The organism is Rhizobacter sp. (genome assembly GCF_031412075.1).
In the GTDB taxonomy this organism is placed as follows: Bacteria; Pseudomonadota; Gammaproteobacteria; order Burkholderiales; family Burkholderiaceae_C; genus Rhizobacter.
Map to the genome: position 1 here is coordinate 1 of NZ_JANOCG010000046.1, position 14639 is coordinate 14639.

The following is a 14639-nucleotide window of genomic DNA, read 5'->3' on the forward strand; positions in this document are numbered from 1 at the left end:
CCCGCCACCCCGATCGTGCGCAGTACCTGCAGGCCGACGTGACCCAAGCCGCGTCCATCGAGGCCATGATGGCCGGCGCGCACCGGCGCTTCGGCACGGTCGAGGTGCTGTTCAACAACGCCGCCGTGTTCGACCTGGCGCCCTTGCTCGAGAGCAGCGAGGCCAGCTACGAGCGGCTGTTCGCCGTCAACGTGAAGGGCATGTTCTTCGTGATGCAGGCGGTGCTCAAGGGCATGGTCGACGCCGGCGTGAGGGGTTCGGTGATCAACCTCGCCTCGCAAGCGGGCCGCCGCGGCGAAGCGCTGGTGTCGCACTACTGCGCCACCAAGGCGGCCGTGATCAGCTACACCCAGAGCGCTGCCCTGGCGATGGCGCCGCACGGCATCCGCGTCAACGGCATTGCCCCGGGCGTGGTCGACACGCCGATGTGGGCGAACGTGGATGCCCTTTTTGCAAGGTACGAAAATCTGGCCATCGGCGAGAAGAAAAAGGCCGTGGGCCTGGCCGTGCCGCTCGGTCGCATGGGCGAGCCCAGCGACATTGCCGGTGCGGCCATCTTTCTCGCCAGCGACGAGGCCCGCTACATCACGGCCCAGACCTTGAATGTGGATGGCGGCAACGTCATGTCCTGAAAGATTCGCCCATGCCCGCGCGTGAACCTGCACCGCCCCGCCAGCGCCAGCCCGAGCTGGAGAACGACTACGCGCGCTCGCCCCTGCTCGGTTACGAAGCGCCGGCCGCGCCCGGATTGATGCGCTGCATTGCGCATGGCTTCCCGACACCGCTTGCACGCTGGCACTTTCACGACGAGTACGAACTGCACCTGATCACCGCCACCTCGGGCAAGGCTTTCGTGGGCGACTGGATCGGGCCTTTCCAGCCCGGCCACCTGGTGCTGTGCGGGCCGCGGCTGCCGCACAACTGGATCTCGATGGACGTGCCCGAAGGCGGCGTGGCCGAGCGCGACCTGGTGATCCAGTTTGCGCACGGCCCCATCGCCCGCGCGGCCGAAGGCATTCCCGAGCTGGCCGACGCCATGGCGCTGCTGGAGCGTTCACGCAACGGCATCGAGTTCTTCGGTTTGTCTGAGCGTGCGTTGCAGCACTGGCACGCGGTGAAGGCGTCGCGTGGCCTGCAGCGCCTGGCGGCCTTCTGTGCGTACCTGAGCGACCTGGCGCGCTGCACCGACTACCGGCTGCTCTCGGGCGTGCGCATGCAGGGCGAAGACGACGACGCCGGAGCCGACCAGGTCAACACCCTCGTCAACCGCATCACGCGCGACTTTGCGCTGCCGCTGTCGGCGGCCGAACTGGCGGCCGAGCTGGGCATGAGCGAGAGCCGCTTCTCGCGTTTCTTCCGCCGCGCCACCGGCAACACCTTCACCGATTTTGTCAACCGCATCCGCGTCAACCGGGCCGGCCAGCTGTTGATGGAAACAGACCGGCAGGTCACCCACATCTGCTACGAAGTCGGCTTCAACAACGTGGCCAACTTCAACCGCCGCTTTCTCGAGATCAAGGGCATCACCCCGAGCGAGTTTCGCCGCCAGGCCGACCACCGCTTCGGCGGCAGCGTGCACGCCTGAGGTGGCCTGTGGCCGCACTATCGCGGTTGAGCGTGCTCGCGTATCCAGGCGGCCAGCTCGGCTTCGCGCCAGTCTCCGGCAGCCAGCGAAAACATGGCGACGGTCGCTTCGGCCTGATGAGCCACCAGCCGGTGGCCGTTGAGGCCAAGGAACAAACCGATCGACAGGAACGCCGCACGCTTGTTGCCGTCCACAAACGGGTGGTTCTTCGCCAAGCCAGTGGCATAGGCCGCGGCCAAGTCTGCCAAGTCGGGTGTTTCACCGTAGGCGACCAGGTTTTCCGGGCGGGCGAGGGCCGAATCCAGCAGCCCTTCGTCGCGCAGGCCCGATGCACCGCCGTGGTCGGCCAGGCTTTCGTCGTGCAGCAGCATCAGCAGCCGCTTGTCGATCCAGCGCCAGCTCATTTCGCCAACGCGCGGAAGGTGTCGCGGAACTCACGCATGAATTCGCGGCCCAGCGAAAGCTGTTCCTCGAAGCTCGGGTCGAGAGGCGTCAGCGCCACGCCATCGGGTGTATCCGTCAGGTACAGCACGTCGCCCTTCTCGATCTTGAGCCGGGCAAGAACTTCCTTCGGCAGGATCACTCCGACCGAATTGCCAATCTGGGTCAGTTTGAGTGCTTGCATGACGGCTCCAAGAGGTTATAACAAGCGTTATATTACGAGCGCCCGCGCCGCTTGGCAACCCGCCTGCGCTGCCACAATCCACACATGCTGCAGTTCGAACTTCTCAAGACCGAGGCTCAAGCCCGCCGGGGCCGCCTGACCCTCAACCATGGCGTGGTCCAAACGCCGGTGTTCATGCCCGTGGGCACCTATGGCACAGTGAAAGGCGTGATGCCTTCGTCGCTCGAAGAGATGGGCGCGCAGATCATCCTCGGCAACACCTTCCACCTGTGGCTGCGCCCGGGGCTGGACATCCTCAGCCAGTTCGGAGGCCTGCACCGCTTCGAGGCCTGGAACAAACCCATCCTGACCGACAGCGGCGGCTTCCAGGTGTGGAGCCTGGGCGAGATGCGCAAGATCAGCGAAGAGGGTGTGAAGTTCGCGTCGCCCGTCAACGGTGACAAGCTCTTTCTCACGCCTGAGGTGAGCATGCAGGTGCAGCGCATTCTCAACAGCGACATCGTGATGCAGTTCGACGAGTGCACCCCGTACGAGACCAAGGGCCACATCACCACTGAAAAAGAAGCCCGTGTGTCGATGGAGCTGAGCCTGCGCTGGGCGCGGCGCTGCCTCACCGAGTTCACGCGTCTGGAGAACCCCAACGCGCTGTTCGGCATCGTGCAGGGCGGCATGTTCGAGCACCTGCGGCAGGAGTCACTGGATTCGCTGGTCGAGCTCGACCTGCCGGGCTACGCGGTCGGTGGTGTGAGCGTCGGCGAGCCCAAGCACGAGATGCAACGCATCATGGCCCACACGCCGCACCGGCTGCCGGCCCACAAGCCGCGCTACCTGATGGGCGTGGGCACCCCCGAAGACCTGGTCGAAGGCGTGGGCGCCGGTGTCGACATGTTCGACTGCGTGATGCCCACCCGCAACGCACGCAACGGCCACCTGTTCACCCGCTTCGGCGACCTGCGTTTGCGCAACGCGCGCTACAAGACCGACGAGAGCCCGGTCGACCCCACCTGCAGCTGCCACTGCTGCAAGAACTTCAGCCGCGCCTATCTGCACCACCTCGACCGCTGCGGCGAGATGCTGGGCCCGATGCTCGCGAGCATCCACAACCTGCACTACTACGTGAACCTGATGCGCGAGGTGCGCGAGGCACTCGACCAGGGGCGCTTCGCGGCGTTTGCGCTGCAGTTCAAGGCCGACCGCGCACGCGGCGTTTAGCGAAGGCTCGATACCCCGATGCCCACACCCGCCCAGACACAAGCCCTGCTCGACCTGCTCTCCACCCGCACCCCGGTGCTGGTGATCGAAACGCACGAAGAGCCGCGTGTGCTGGCCCTGTTTGCCGAAGTGGCCAAGCGCACCGACCGCGAGGTGTGGAGCTGGTCGGTCAGCCGCGGGTTGCGGGTGGCGCATGGCCTGAAGCTGAGCCTGCTCGACTTCGGCAAGAAAGACGACAGCGGCAACACGTCCAGCGACACCAAGGAGCTGCCGCAGGCGCTGGCGCAGATCGAGCGCCTGGACGCCGCGGCCATCGTGTTGCTGCTCGACGTGCACCCCTACCTGAGCAACCCGGTGATCACCCGCGCGATGAAAGAGCTGGCGCTCAAGTGCGAAAAAGACGGCCGCCAGCTGGTGCTCGTGGGCCACGACCTCGACCTGCCCGCCGAACTCTCACCTTTCAGCAGCCGCTTCGAGGTGGAGCCGATGACGCTGGAGCGGGTGCAAAAGGTGTTCACCACCGAAATGAGCCGCCTACGCGGCCAGTCGGGTCGCGACGTGTCGGGTTGCCGCGAGACACTTCAATCGCTGCTGCGCCACATGGTCGGTTTGCCCGAGGCCGCGGTGCGCCACATGGTGCGCCTGGCCTTGAGCGACGGGCAGATCACGGCCGCCGATCTGGCCACGGTGTTGTCGGCCAAGAACGAGTCGCTCGGTGTGGCCGAGCTGCTGGTCTTCGAGCAGCGCCTGCCCTCGATGAACGACGTGGCCGGCATGGTGGCGCTCAAGAAGTGGCTGGCCGCGCGGCGCGTGCCCTTCTTGCAACCCGAAGCGTCGGGCCTGCCGCCGCCGCGCGGTTTGTTGCTGCTGGGTGTGCAAGGCGCAGGCAAGAGCCTGGCCGCGAAGGCGATTGCTTCGTCGTGGCAGCTGCCGCTGTTCCGCATGGATTTTGGCGCGCTGTTCGACAAGTTCCAGGGCGAGAGCGAACGCAAGCTGCGCGAAGCCTTGCGCGTGGCTGATGCAATGCAACCGTGTGTGTTGTGGATGGACGAGATCGAGAAGGGCCTGGCCAGCGGCAGTGGTGACGGCGACACCGGTGCCGGCAAACGCATGCTCGGCACCTTGCTCACCTGGATGGCCGAGCGCCGCTCGAGTGTCTTCATGGTGGCCACCGCCAACGACATCGAAAGCCTGCCGCCCGAGCTGATGCGCAAGGGCCGCTTCGACGAGATCTTCTTCGTCGACCTGCCCGACCGCACGGTGCGTGAAGCCATCTTCCGCATCCACCTCGGCCGCCACAAGGTGGGCTTCAACGAGGTGGCGTTGCAGGCGCTGGTCGAGCGCAGCGAAGGTTATTCGGGCGCCGAGATCGAGGCTGCCGTGGTGGCCTCGCGCTACGAAGCCCACGCCGCCAACACGCAGGCCGATGCCACGCACGTGGGCGCCGAGCTGCGGCGCACCAAGCCGCTGTCGGTGACACGCGCCGAAGCCGTGTCGGCCCTGCGCGCCTGGGCGGCGGGGCGCACCGTCAGCGCCGACTGAGTCACACCACCTTGTCGGCCAGCAGCGCGCTCACACGCTGCTTCAGGCCTTCGGGTGTGACCTGGGGTGCGGCCACCGCCTCGCCCGCCACCAGCCCCACCGGACTGAAGAGACCGCGCCTGAAGGGCTTGGTCATGGCATTGCCTTCGACGCGCGAGAAGAACGAGCCCCACAAGTTTTGCAGCGCCATTGGCACCACTGGCACCGGGTGCGTTTCCAGCAGCTTCATCACGCCGCCCTTGAATTCGCCCAGCTCGCCGTTCTTGGTGATCGCGCCCTCGGGAAAGATGCAGACCAGGTCACCGTCTTCCAGCACCTTGCGGGCGCGGGCGAAAGCCTGCTCGTAGACGGCGGGGTCTTCACGCTGTGGCGCGATCGGGATCGCCTTGCCCAGCTTGAACAACCAACCCAGCACCGGGATCTGGAAGATGCGGTGGTCCATGATGAAAGCGATGGGCCGCGGGCTCGCGGCCATCAGCAGCACCGCATCGACGAAGCTCACGTGGTTGCACACCAGGATGGCGGCACCTTGGGTCGGGATGTGTTCATCACCGCGCACCTTGAAACGGTAGACCAGGCGCGTGGCCAGGAAGGCGATGAAGCGCAGCAGGTACTCGGGCATCAGCATGAAGATGTAGAAGGCCACGATGGCATTCAAGATGCCGGTGATCAGGAACACCTGCGGGATCGTGAAGTCGAACTTGAGCAGCAGGCCCACGCCGACCGAGCTGACGATCATGAACAGCGCGTTCAAGATGTTGTTGGCAGCAATGATGCGGGCGCGGTGGCTGGGCTGCGAGCGCAGCTGGATCAGCGCATACATCGGAACGCTGTAGATGCCGGCAAAGAGCGACAACAGCATCAGGTCGGCCATCACGCGCCAGTGCGCCGGCTGCGCGATGAACTGGCTCACTGTCAAAGGCGCCGAAGCCGGCAGGCCACGCGACGCAAAGTAGAGGTCGATCGCAAAGATGCTCATGCCGATGGCGCCGAGCGGCACCAAGCCAATCTCCACATGCCGGCGCGACAGCATCTCGCACATCAGCGAGCCGATGCCGATGCCGATGGAAAACACCACCAGCAGCAGCGAGGCCACGTGTTCGTCGCCGTGCAGCACGTCTTTGGCGAACGAAGGGAATTGCGACAAAAACACCGCACCGAAGAACCACATCCACGAGATGCCTAGCAGCGAGCGAAACACCGCCAGGCTTTCGTGCGCAAGCTTGAGGTTGCGCCAGGTTTCGGTGAATGGGTTCCAGTTGATCTTGAGGCCCGGGTCGGTGGCCGGCGTGGACGGCACCGCTTGCGCGAGCACACGGCCCAAGAGCGCCACACCGATGCACGACCAGGCGATGTACTGCGCGCCCACCTGGGGAATGGCGATCAGCAGGCCGCCCACCACGTTGCCCAGCAAGATGGCGACGAAGGTGCCCATCTCCACCATGCCGTTGCCACCGGTCAGCTCGCGCTCGCTCAGGTGCTGCGGCAGGTAGGCAAACTTCACCGGGCCGAAGAGCGTGGAGTGCAGGCCCATCAGGAACACGCAGGCCAGGAGCACCGGCACGTTGGCCTGCATGAAGCCGTAGGCCGCGATCACCATCACCACGATCTCGAACCACTTCACGAAGCGGATCATCTTGGTCTTGTCGTACTTGTCGGTCAGCTGCCCGCTGGTGGCCGAAAACAGCAGGAACGGGAAGATGAACAGCGCGCCGATCACCAGCCCCGCCATGGCCGGCGGCAGCCAGCTCACCTGGATCTGGTACGTCACCATCACGGTGAAGGCGAACTTGAACAGGTTGTCGTTGCCAGCGCCGAGAAACTGCGTCCAGAAGAAGGGCGCAAAACGGCGCTGTGTCAGCAGGGCAAACTGGTTCGGGTGTTCAGGGTGGCTCAAGGGGGTTCCTCCGGTTGTCTTCTAGTGCCGGCGCAATCTACCTCACCACCTGCACCGGCCCGCCGATGCCGCTGCGGTTCAGCCACGTAAACACCGAGTCGACCGTGACGGTTTCGATGCGATCGCTGAATCGTTTGTGATTGGGGTGGTCGTCGAAGGCGACGTTGGCGGCGGTCATGCGTGCGCCCAGGCGTTTGAAGGCCGAGATGTGCAGCGTGCTCGGCTGGTAGCCCTGCAGCTGCAACCAGGCTTGTGCGCGGGCACGGTTGGTCGCGTTGGCATCGACCGCCATCGCCAGCGTTTCGATGGCCCACTGGTTCGACTGCTGGTAACTCTGCGCCCAGGGGTAGGCGACCATGTTGTAGCGCGGCGTGTGCAGCTGCGCGAGGCGCTGGTTGTCTTGCAGCGCGGGCCACAGCGCGGCCTGCACATCGGGGCGAAGGATCACCACACCGGCCTGGTAGTCGTGCAGGTCGTCGAGAAAAAACTCGCCCAGGCCTTGGCGGTAGATCGCCGCGACGGCGCTGCCGCACTGGTTGAGCTTGTGGGCCACTCGCCAGTGGTCGCCGTCGCGGTAGGCCAGGCCGAGGTGCGAATAGCGCAGGCCGTAGGCGCTCAGGTCTTGCCCGGCGCGCGCGAGCACCACCACCTGCGCGCCGCTGGCGTCGAGCATGCGGGCGGTGTGCTCGGCCAGCACCATGGCGCGGGCCACGTTGCGTGCTTCAGGTGATTTGGGCTCGCACGAGCGGCCGGCGTAGGCGAGCGTCATGCACGCGGCGAGGGCCAACGCGGTGATGCAGCGCGCGATCACCGCGTCACCCGTTCGTTGTAGAGCAGCGCGGCGCCGATCTCGTTGGGGATGTAGGCGATGGCGCGGCCGGCGGCCGAGAGCACCCAGCCGGCGCTGAAGGCAGTGACCACCACCGCCGTGCCTGCGGCCACCGACAAACCACCAGCGGCCTGCGCACTGAGCGTGACGCTGGCGCGCGCGCCGTCGGAGGCGCGCTCCAGCACACACACCACGCCGGTGGCCGAGGCTTCGACCGCCACCACCGTCAGCATCGCGCCGGCTGACAGGAACATCGCCGGTGCCGCCACCGACACCGCGATCGGCAGCATCGACAGAGCGCTCGCGTCCGAGGCGTTGGGCGAGTGCGCTTGTGCCGTCAAGGACAGAGACAACAGGCTCGACAGGATCAGGCGTTTCATCATCATGCTCACTCTCCTTGGGCTTCGTGCGCATCGCGCAAGGTCTTGGCCAGCGTGAACACGCTGGAGATCAGGAACAACCAACACACGCCGAGGTAGGCCTTGTAGGTCGGGTTGACCTCCATGCGCCAGAGGCCCCAGCCGGTGAGCCCCATCGCCAGCGCAAAGCCGCCCCACACGACCAGGCCCCACATCGGCGTGTCACGGGTTCGGCCAGAGACGCGCACTTCGTTGTCGCGCACGAACTTGGCCAACGCAAACGCGGTGGAGAGGCAGAACACATAGCCCATCACCATGAATGCGCGGTTCAGGTCTTCACCCGGCAGGTAGGCCAGGCCGGTACCGCAGAGCAGGGCGGCGAGACCGAACGAGACCCAGACCTGGAGCTTCCAGGCTTTGGTGTCTTGGCGGATGGGGGCAGGGGTGTGCATGAATCTCTCGAAGTGGTTGAACACGGCGCGATCTTCGTGAGACGGTGCTTCGGTATCAAGCGCTCCCGGCAAGGTGGTACGGCGCTGGCGGGCTGGTATCGTCTGGCGGTACTTCTGGAGCGGAGACGCATGAGCACCACGCTGGATCTGGTCACTGCGCTGAAGGCCGAACTGAAGGCCGCTGGCATCAACTACGCACAACTGGCCGAGCAACTGGGCATGTCGGAGTCAAGCATCAAGCGCATCTTTGCGAAGGCCGACATGCCGCTCTCGCGCATCGACGACGTGCTGCGCGTGTTGAAGATGGATTTCGCCGAGCTCGCCCGCAAGATCGCCGACGCCCAACCGCTGCGCCGCGAGCTCACGCTGGAGCAGGAGAAGGCCGTGGTCGCCGACCGCCGCCTGCTGCTGATGGCCACCTGCTGCCTGAGCCAGTGGACCTTCGAGCAGATCGTCGCGACCTACACCTTCACCGACGCCGAGTGCGTGAAGTACCTTGCCGCGCTCGACAAGCTTGGCATCATCGAGCTGCGGCCGATGAACCGCTACCGCCTGCAGGTGAGCAAGACCTTTCGCTGGCGCCCGCACGGCCCGGTGATGGGCTACTTTCGCAAGGACGTGGCGGCCGACTACTTCAGCGGCGGCTTCGACGCCGAAGGCGAGATGCTGATGCTGGTGCACGGCCAGGTGGGTCGCAGCCTGGCGGCGAGTTTTGCCGAGCGGCTGCAGCGGGTGGGCCAAGACTTTGCGCAGCAGCACCTGGCCGACCAGAAACTGCCGCCCGACCAGAAGCGCCCGTACACGCTGGTGGTGGGCATGCGCTCGTGGTTGTTTGGTGCGTTCCGCGACTTCAAGCGCGAGGGCTGAGCGCCCGCGTCAAACAGCGGCGGGCAAGCTCACGGTGAACTGCGCCCAGGCGCCGGCCACGCTTGTCGCGTTGATCTGCCCGCCCATGCGCTCGATCAGCTGGCGGCTGATGGCCAGGCCGATGCCGGTGCCTTCACCGTGGCTCGCGTCGCGGCCGAGGCGGTTGAAGGGCTCGTAGAGCCGCTCCATCTGTTGCGGCGTCATGCCGGCGCCGCTGTTCCAGACCGACAGCTCGACCTGCCCCAAGTCGCCCGCCCGCGCGCCAACCCGCACCACGCCCTGCGGGTGGTTGTACTTGATGGCGTTCGACAACAGGTTGAGCAGGCACTGGCGCAGGCGCAACGGGTCGGCCATCACCAGCGGCACGGTGGGGTCGATGTGGCGCTCCAGGCTGAGCTGGCGCTCGCGCAGCTGGGTGTCGACCATCGCCAGGCTGTCTTCCAGCAGCGCTACCGCGTTGATGGCCACGGGTTGCAACTCCACCGCGCCAAGCTCGACGCGGCTCAGGTCCATCAGGTCGGTGATCAGGCCCAGCAGGTGCTGGCCGGCGCGTTCGATGTGTGCGGTGCGTTCGGCCTGCTGCGGGGTCAGCGGTGTGTGCTCGTCGAGCTGCATCAGCTGCGAAAAGCCGATCACCGCATTCAGCGGCGTGCGCAGCTCGTGGCTCACACGGCCGAGAAACTGCGACTTCATCGCGCTTGCCTGCTCGGCCGCCTGCTGCTGCTCGCGCGCTGACTGAGCGGCCTTCAGCTGCGAGATGTCGACATAGGTGCCGACCACGCGGCGTGCGCGGCCGTCGGAGCTGCGCTCGGCGATCTTGCCGCGGCTGAGCACCCAGATCCAGCCGAGCTGAAAGTGTTTGGCGCGGAACTCATCGGCATAGGGCTCACTGGGGTCTTGGAGGTAGTCCCTGAATCGGCGGGCCACACGCGGCAGGTCGTCGGGGTGGCACAGGTCGACGAAGGTCTGCTCCGTCACCGGGCCGTAGGCCTGCGCCGTGGTGCCGAGGATGTCGGCCCAGCGCCCGCCCAGCACGAAGGTGTGGGCCTGCAGGTCGCGCTCCCACAAGGCGATGCGCCCGGCGTTGATGGCGGTGGCCAGCCACTCGCGCGAGGTTTGCAGCTTGGCGATCATCTGCTCGCGCTCGGCTTGCAGCTCCACCTCGGCGCTGACGTCGATCACCTGCACCATGCGCGCGCGGCGGCCGGCGTATTGCAGGTCGTGGCCGCTGATGCGCACGTGAAAGGTCGAGCCGTCTTTGCGGCGGTGGCGCCAGATGCCGGGCACGGCGGTGCTCGCGCTTTTTTGCACCTCGCGCACCATGGCCTGCATCGCCGGCACGTCTTCGGGGGGGCGGATGTCGACCAGGCTCATCTTGATCAGCTCGTCGCGCGAATAGCCGTAGCGTCGCAGCATGGCGCCGTTCACTTCCAGAAAGCCGAGGGTCTCGGCGTCGTAGACGAACATCGGGTGCGGGCTCAGGCTGAACAGCTGCTCGTAGTCGGTGCCGCTGGGCGCTTGAGTCGACTCGAAGCGGTCGTCCGCGTGCTGCGGCGAGCGTGCGCGCCACCAGACCAGCCCCGCGATCGTCACCGCTGCGAGGGCCAAGCCGGAGATGGCAAACAGCGGGTAGCTGGCGTTCACAACACCCCGCGTTCGCGCAAGCCGGCCTCTTGCTCGGGCGTGATGCCCAGCTCGCGCAACACGGCCTGCGTGTCTTCGCCGAGGGTCGGTGCACGCCGCGTGATGCGCCCTGGTGTGGCGCTCAGCTTGGGCACGATGCCGGGCACGTCGAGCGACAAGCCATCGGCCGAGGTGATGCGCTCGATCATGCCGCGCGCCTGGTAGTGCGGGTCTTCGGCGATGTCGCGTGCGGTGTACAGGCGGCCGGCGGGCACCTGGGCGGCGTTGAGCGCGTCGAGCACGGCCGCGACGGTGCGCGTGCGGGTCCAGTCGCCGATGGCGGCGTCGATCTCGGCCACGCGTGCCACACGCGCGGCGTTGCCGACGAGCGTGGGGTCGTGGGCCCAATCGGCGCGGCCGATGGTGGTCATCAGCCGCGTGAAGATGCTGTCGCCGTTGCCGGCCACCAGCACCCAGCCATCGGCGCAAGGGTAGGCGTTGCTGGGGGCGATGCCGGGCAGGGCGGAGCCCGCTGCCTCACGCACGGCACCGAAGGCGCTGTACTCGGGCAACAGGCTTTCCATGCAGTTGAAAACGGCTTCGTACAAGGCCACGTCGATGACTTGACCGCGTCCGGAGGCATGGCGGTGGTGCAGCGCCATCAAGATGCCGATCACGCCGTGCAACGACGCCAGCGTGTCGCCGATGCTCACACCCACGCGCACCGGCACGCGGCCCGGTTCGCCGGTGAGGTGGCGCAGGCCGCCCATGGCCTCGGCCACCACGCCGAAGCCGGGGCGATCTTTGTACGGCCCGGTCTGGCCGTAGCCGCTGATGCGCAACATGATCAGGCCAGGGTTGGTGGCGCTGAGCGCCTCGTAGCCCAGGCCCCAGGCTTCCATCACACCGGGTTTGAAATTCTCGACCAGCGCGTCGCACTCGGCGGCGAGGCGGCGCACGATGTCGCGCGCCTCGGGCTGTTTCAGGTCGAGCGCCACGCTCTTCTTGTTGCGCGACTGCACCTGCCACCACACGCTGGTGCCCTTGTGCAGCAAGCGCCACTGGCGCAGCGGGTCGCCGCTGCCGGGCGGCTCGATCTTGATGACTTCGGCGCCGAAGTCGGCCAGGGTTTTGGCAGCGAAGGGGCCGGCGATGAGCTGGCCCAGCTCCAGTACTTTGAGGCCCGACAGTGGGCCGTTCACGGCAGCAGTGGCTTGAGGCGGCATGGGCGCGATGTTAGTGTCTGAGCCTCGCTCAATTCACCGGAACAAACGCCATGCGCCGACTGTTTGTGTGTGCTTTTTTGCTGTCGGCGTTGAGCGCTTGGGCGCAAGAACGCGCTCTCAACAAAGAGGTGCTGGTGCCCGCTTCAGTGGCCAGCGTTTGGCAGAGCTGGACGACAAAAGCCGGCATCGAATCCTTCTTCGCGCCCGAAGCCGAAATCGACGCGCGGGTCGACGGCGCCTTCCACATCCACATGGACCCGCTCGGTGCCCCCGGTACGAAAGGCGCCGACACCATGCGCTACCTGGCCTTGCAGCCGATGAAGATGCTGAGCTTCGACTGGAACGCGCCGCCGCACCTGGCCGAAGCACGCAAGCAGCGCACCTTCGTCGTGGTGCGCTTGTTTGATGTGGATGGCCAATCGACCCGCGTCACCTTGCACCACACTGGCTGGGGCGAGGGCGGCGAGTGGGATCAGGCCTACGCCTACTTCGACAAGGCCTGGGGCGCTGTGCTTGGCAACCTCAAGAAGCGCCACGAGAGCGGGCCGGTCGACTGGTCTTCCTGGATGGAGATGCTCAAGAAGATGCACGCCGCCAAACCTGCGGCCCCTGCGGCCCCTGCCGCGGCGAAGTGACTACGCGGCCGGGGTTGTCGAACGGGCGTCAAGCCGCCCGTTGCTCGATGCTGTAGTTGGCCCCGTCGTACTGCCCCAGCACCTCGATCAGGTAGGGCATCACCGCCTGCATCTCGTCGTGCAGCGTGTAGGGCGGGTTGATGATGAACATGCCACTGCCCGCGAGGCCGAAGCCTTGCTGGTCGGGCTGCTGCACCGTCATGCGCACATGCAAGAAGCCCTTGGGCGCCACGGCCTCCAGGCGGCGCGGCAGCTGCGCCGCTTCGAGCTTGCTCACCTGCGGGTACCAGACCATGTACACGCCCTCGGCAAAACGCAGCAGCGCTTCGCGCAGCGTGGCGATCACGCGCGGGTAGTCGTTGTGCCCTTCGTACGACGGGTCGATCAGCACCACACCGCGGCGTGACGAGGGCGGCACCTGGCCCTTGAGGCCCTCGAAGCCATCGGTGTTGTAGACCTCGGCGCCCTTGGTTTCACCGAGGTAAGACGCGAGGATGCGGTGGTCGGTGTTGTGCAGCTCGAACAGGCGCAGCTGGTCTTGCGAGCGCAGCAGCATTTGCGCAAACGCCGGCGAGCCGGGGTACTGCTCCATCAGCCCGTCGGGGTTGAACTGCTTCACCAGGCCCACGTAGTCGGCCACGATCTCGGGCAGGGCGTCGCCGCTCTTCTCCTTTTCCCACAGGCGGCCGATGCCGTTGATGTATTCGCCCTTCTTCTGCGCGTACTGGCCTTCGAGCGAGTAGCCGCCAGCGCCGGCGTGCGTGTCGACCAGGCGATAGGGCTTGGGCTTCTGGTTCATGTAGCGCAGCACGCGGGTGAGCATCACGTGCTTGAGCACGTCGGCGTGGTTGCCGGCATGGAAGGCGTGTCGGTAGGCGAGCATGGTCTGTGTGTGAGCGCTTCAGGGGAAGGCCGCATTGTCCTCTTCAAGCTGCGAGAACTGCAGCACCAGCTCGTCGAGCAGGCGCCGCACACGCAGCGGCAGGTGGCGCTGGGTGGGCACGATGGCATGCAGCGGGTAACGCTGACCCTGCCACTGCGGCATCAGCTCGACCAGCCGGCCGGCGCGCAGGTCGGCCAGCACGTCGAGCCGCGCCTTCTGCGCAATGCCCAGGCCTTGCACCGCCCATTCGCGCACCAGGGCGCCATCGTCGGCGCGCCGGTTGCCCTGCACGCGCACGGTGTGCTCGGCGCCGTCGCGCACGAAGGTCCACATCAGGTGCGGGCGCTCCGAGCGGTGCAGGGTCAGGCAGTTGTGCTGCGCCAGCTCGTCGGGGTGTTGCGGGGCGCCGTGCCGCGACACGTAGTCGGGCGAAGCGACGAGGGTGCTGAGGGTGGTGCAGAGCGGTCGGGCGACGAGGGTGGAGTCGCGCAGCTCGCCGTAGCGCACCGCGATGTCGACCCGCTCGCGCAGCAGGTCGTGCCGCACGTCGCTCACGTGCAGCGCGATGCTCAGGCCGGGGTGGCGCGCCAGAAAGGTATCGAGCATGGGGCTCAGGACCGTGCGGCCCAAGTCGGACGGGGCGGCCAGGTGCACCTCGCCTTCGAGCCGCTCGCGCTGAGCGCCCAGCAGCGAGCGGGCGTCGTCGAGCACCCCCAGGGCGCGCTCGGCGTGCTCGCGCAGCAGCTCACCCTCGGGTGTGAGCCGCATCGAGCGGGTGGAGCGCTCGACCAGGCGCACCTTGAGCGCGGCTTCGAGGCGCTTCAACGCGGCGCTGGCGGCGGCCGGGGTGAGGTTCAGCTGGCGCGCTGCGGCGCTCAGCGTGCCGGCTTCGGCCAGGCGCACA

At 66.7% G+C, this 14639-nt stretch carries 16 protein-coding genes; 6 read left to right on the top strand and 10 right to left on the bottom strand.

The annotated features are described in order from the left end of the window. A partial coding sequence (locus tag RMO40_RS01595) for an L-iditol 2-dehydrogenase (protein WP_309715351.1) occupies positions 1-632 on the top strand: 632 nt, incomplete at its 5' end. An 11-nt stretch (positions 633-643) separates the two neighbouring features. Continuing rightward, a complete protein-coding gene (locus RMO40_RS01600; RefSeq protein WP_309715354.1) occupies positions 644-1585 on the top strand; it encodes a helix-turn-helix domain-containing protein in 942 nt (313 codons plus the stop codon). A 17-nt stretch (positions 1586-1602) separates the two neighbouring features. Here RMO40_RS01600 and RMO40_RS01605 read toward each other — a convergent pair whose 3' ends face one another. Continuing rightward, a complete protein-coding gene (locus RMO40_RS01605) occupies positions 1603-1989 on the bottom strand; it encodes a type II toxin-antitoxin system death-on-curing family toxin (protein WP_309715356.1) in 387 nt (128 codons plus the stop codon). After that, entirely contained in the window at positions 1986-2210 is a 225-nt protein-coding gene (locus tag RMO40_RS01610; protein ID WP_309715359.1) for an AbrB/MazE/SpoVT family DNA-binding domain-containing protein, read from the bottom strand. Before RMO40_RS01610 ends, RMO40_RS01605 begins: the two co-directional genes overlap by 4 nt. Before the next feature lie 84 nt (positions 2211-2294). On the opposite strand from RMO40_RS01610, the gene tgt reads away from it, so the two are divergent. Both tgt and RMO40_RS01620 read left to right on the top strand, forming a co-directional pair. Continuing rightward, the gene (gene tgt, locus RMO40_RS01615) at positions 2295-3422 is read left to right on the top strand and encodes a tRNA guanosine(34) transglycosylase Tgt (RefSeq protein WP_309715361.1); all 1128 of its coding nucleotides are present in this window, start codon (positions 2295-2297) and stop codon (positions 3420-3422) included. Between the two features lie 18 nt (positions 3423-3440). After that, a complete protein-coding gene (locus RMO40_RS01620) occupies positions 3441-4964 on the top strand; it encodes an AAA family ATPase (RefSeq protein ID WP_309715364.1) in 1524 nt (507 codons plus the stop codon). Between the two features lies 1 nt (position 4965). Here the strand turns inward: RMO40_RS01620 and RMO40_RS01625 are convergent, their stop codons facing one another. The 4 genes from RMO40_RS01625 to RMO40_RS01640 are packed head-to-tail and all read right to left on the bottom strand — an operon-like array spanning position 4966 to position 8501. Beyond that, positions 4966-6861 carry an MFS transporter gene (locus RMO40_RS01625; protein ID WP_309715366.1) on the bottom strand — a complete coding sequence of 632 codons (1896 nt, stop codon included), beginning with the start codon at positions 6859-6861 and terminating at the stop codon, positions 4966-4968. A gap of 37 nt (positions 6862-6898) precedes the next feature. Then, positions 6899-7630, bottom strand: coding sequence for a DUF2145 domain-containing protein (locus RMO40_RS01630; RefSeq protein WP_309715390.1), 732 nt, complete (start codon positions 7628-7630; stop codon positions 6899-6901). Positions 7631-7668: 38 nt separating this feature from the next. Continuing rightward, positions 7669-8076, bottom strand: coding sequence for a hypothetical protein (locus tag RMO40_RS01635; protein ID WP_309715369.1), 408 nt, complete (start codon positions 8074-8076; stop codon positions 7669-7671). A gap of 2 nt (positions 8077-8078) precedes the next feature. Continuing rightward, positions 8079-8501 carry a YiaA/YiaB family inner membrane protein gene (locus tag RMO40_RS01640; protein ID WP_309715371.1) on the bottom strand — a complete coding sequence of 141 codons (423 nt, stop codon included), beginning with the start codon at positions 8499-8501 and terminating at the stop codon, positions 8079-8081. 129 nt (positions 8502-8630) lie between these two features. On the opposite strand from RMO40_RS01640, the gene RMO40_RS01645 reads away from it, so the two are divergent. Then, complete coding sequence (locus RMO40_RS01645) at positions 8631-9368, top strand: helix-turn-helix domain-containing protein (RefSeq protein ID WP_309715374.1); 738 nt, start codon at positions 8631-8633, stop codon at positions 9366-9368. Positions 9369-9377: 9 nt separating this feature from the next. Here the strand turns inward: RMO40_RS01645 and RMO40_RS01650 are convergent, their stop codons facing one another. Both RMO40_RS01650 and RMO40_RS01655 read right to left on the bottom strand, forming a co-directional pair. Then, positions 9378-11012: an ATP-binding protein gene (locus RMO40_RS01650; protein WP_309715376.1), complete on the bottom strand. Its 1635-nt coding sequence runs from the start codon at positions 11010-11012 to the stop codon at positions 9378-9380. Continuing rightward, complete coding sequence (locus RMO40_RS01655; protein ID WP_309715379.1) at positions 11009-12217, bottom strand: CoA transferase; 1209 nt, start codon at positions 12215-12217, stop codon at positions 11009-11011. The genes RMO40_RS01650 and RMO40_RS01655 overlap by 4 nt, the downstream gene beginning before the upstream one ends. Positions 12218-12267: 50 nt before the next feature. Between RMO40_RS01655 and RMO40_RS01660 the strand changes: the two genes are divergently transcribed. Next, the gene (locus tag RMO40_RS01660) at positions 12268-12852 is read left to right on the top strand and encodes an SRPBCC domain-containing protein (RefSeq protein ID WP_309715382.1); all 585 of its coding nucleotides are present in this window, start codon (positions 12268-12270) and stop codon (positions 12850-12852) included. A gap of 28 nt (positions 12853-12880) precedes the next feature. Here RMO40_RS01660 and RMO40_RS01665 read toward each other — a convergent pair whose 3' ends face one another. Together RMO40_RS01665 and RMO40_RS01670 are read right to left on the bottom strand one after the other, a co-directional pair. After that, complete coding sequence (locus tag RMO40_RS01665) at positions 12881-13735, bottom strand: 23S rRNA (adenine(2030)-N(6))-methyltransferase RlmJ (protein WP_309715385.1); 855 nt, start codon at positions 13733-13735, stop codon at positions 12881-12883. 18 nt (positions 13736-13753) lie between these two features. Further along, positions 13754-14638 (bottom strand): LysR substrate-binding domain-containing protein, encoded by an 885-nt coding sequence (locus RMO40_RS01670; protein ID WP_309715388.1) that lies wholly within the window; start codon positions 14636-14638, stop codon positions 13754-13756. Position 14639: the final 1 nt, after the last annotated feature.

Coding starts and splice junctions, on each gene's coding strand:
- RMO40_RS01640 (WP_309715371.1), bottom strand. CDS start 8,501: ATGCACACCCCTGCCCCCATCCGCCAAGACACCAAAGCCTGGAAGCTC.
- RMO40_RS01635 (WP_309715369.1), bottom strand. CDS start 8,076: ATGATGATGAAACGCCTGATCCTGTCGAGCCTGTTGTCTCTGTCCTTG.
- RMO40_RS01605 (WP_309715356.1), bottom strand. CDS start 1,989: ATGAGCTGGCGCTGGATCGACAAGCGGCTGCTGATGCTGCTGCACGAC.
- RMO40_RS01665 (WP_309715385.1), bottom strand. CDS start 13,735: ATGCTCGCCTACCGACACGCCTTCCATGCCGGCAACCACGCCGACGTG.
- RMO40_RS01600 (WP_309715354.1), top strand. CDS start 644: ATGCCCGCGCGTGAACCTGCACCGCCCCGCCAGCGCCAGCCCGAGCTG.
- RMO40_RS01660 (WP_309715382.1), top strand. CDS start 12,268: ATGCGCCGACTGTTTGTGTGTGCTTTTTTGCTGTCGGCGTTGAGCGCT.
- RMO40_RS01655 (WP_309715379.1), bottom strand. CDS start 12,217: ATGCCGCCTCAAGCCACTGCTGCCGTGAACGGCCCACTGTCGGGCCTC.
- RMO40_RS01630 (WP_309715390.1), bottom strand. CDS start 7,630: ATGACGCTCGCCTACGCCGGCCGCTCGTGCGAGCCCAAATCACCTGAA.
- tgt (WP_309715361.1), top strand. CDS start 2,295: ATGCTGCAGTTCGAACTTCTCAAGACCGAGGCTCAAGCCCGCCGGGGC.
- RMO40_RS01610 (WP_309715359.1), bottom strand. CDS start 2,210: ATGCAAGCACTCAAACTGACCCAGATTGGCAATTCGGTCGGAGTGATC.
- RMO40_RS01620 (WP_309715364.1), top strand. CDS start 3,441: ATGCCCACACCCGCCCAGACACAAGCCCTGCTCGACCTGCTCTCCACC.
- RMO40_RS01645 (WP_309715374.1), top strand. CDS start 8,631: ATGAGCACCACGCTGGATCTGGTCACTGCGCTGAAGGCCGAACTGAAG.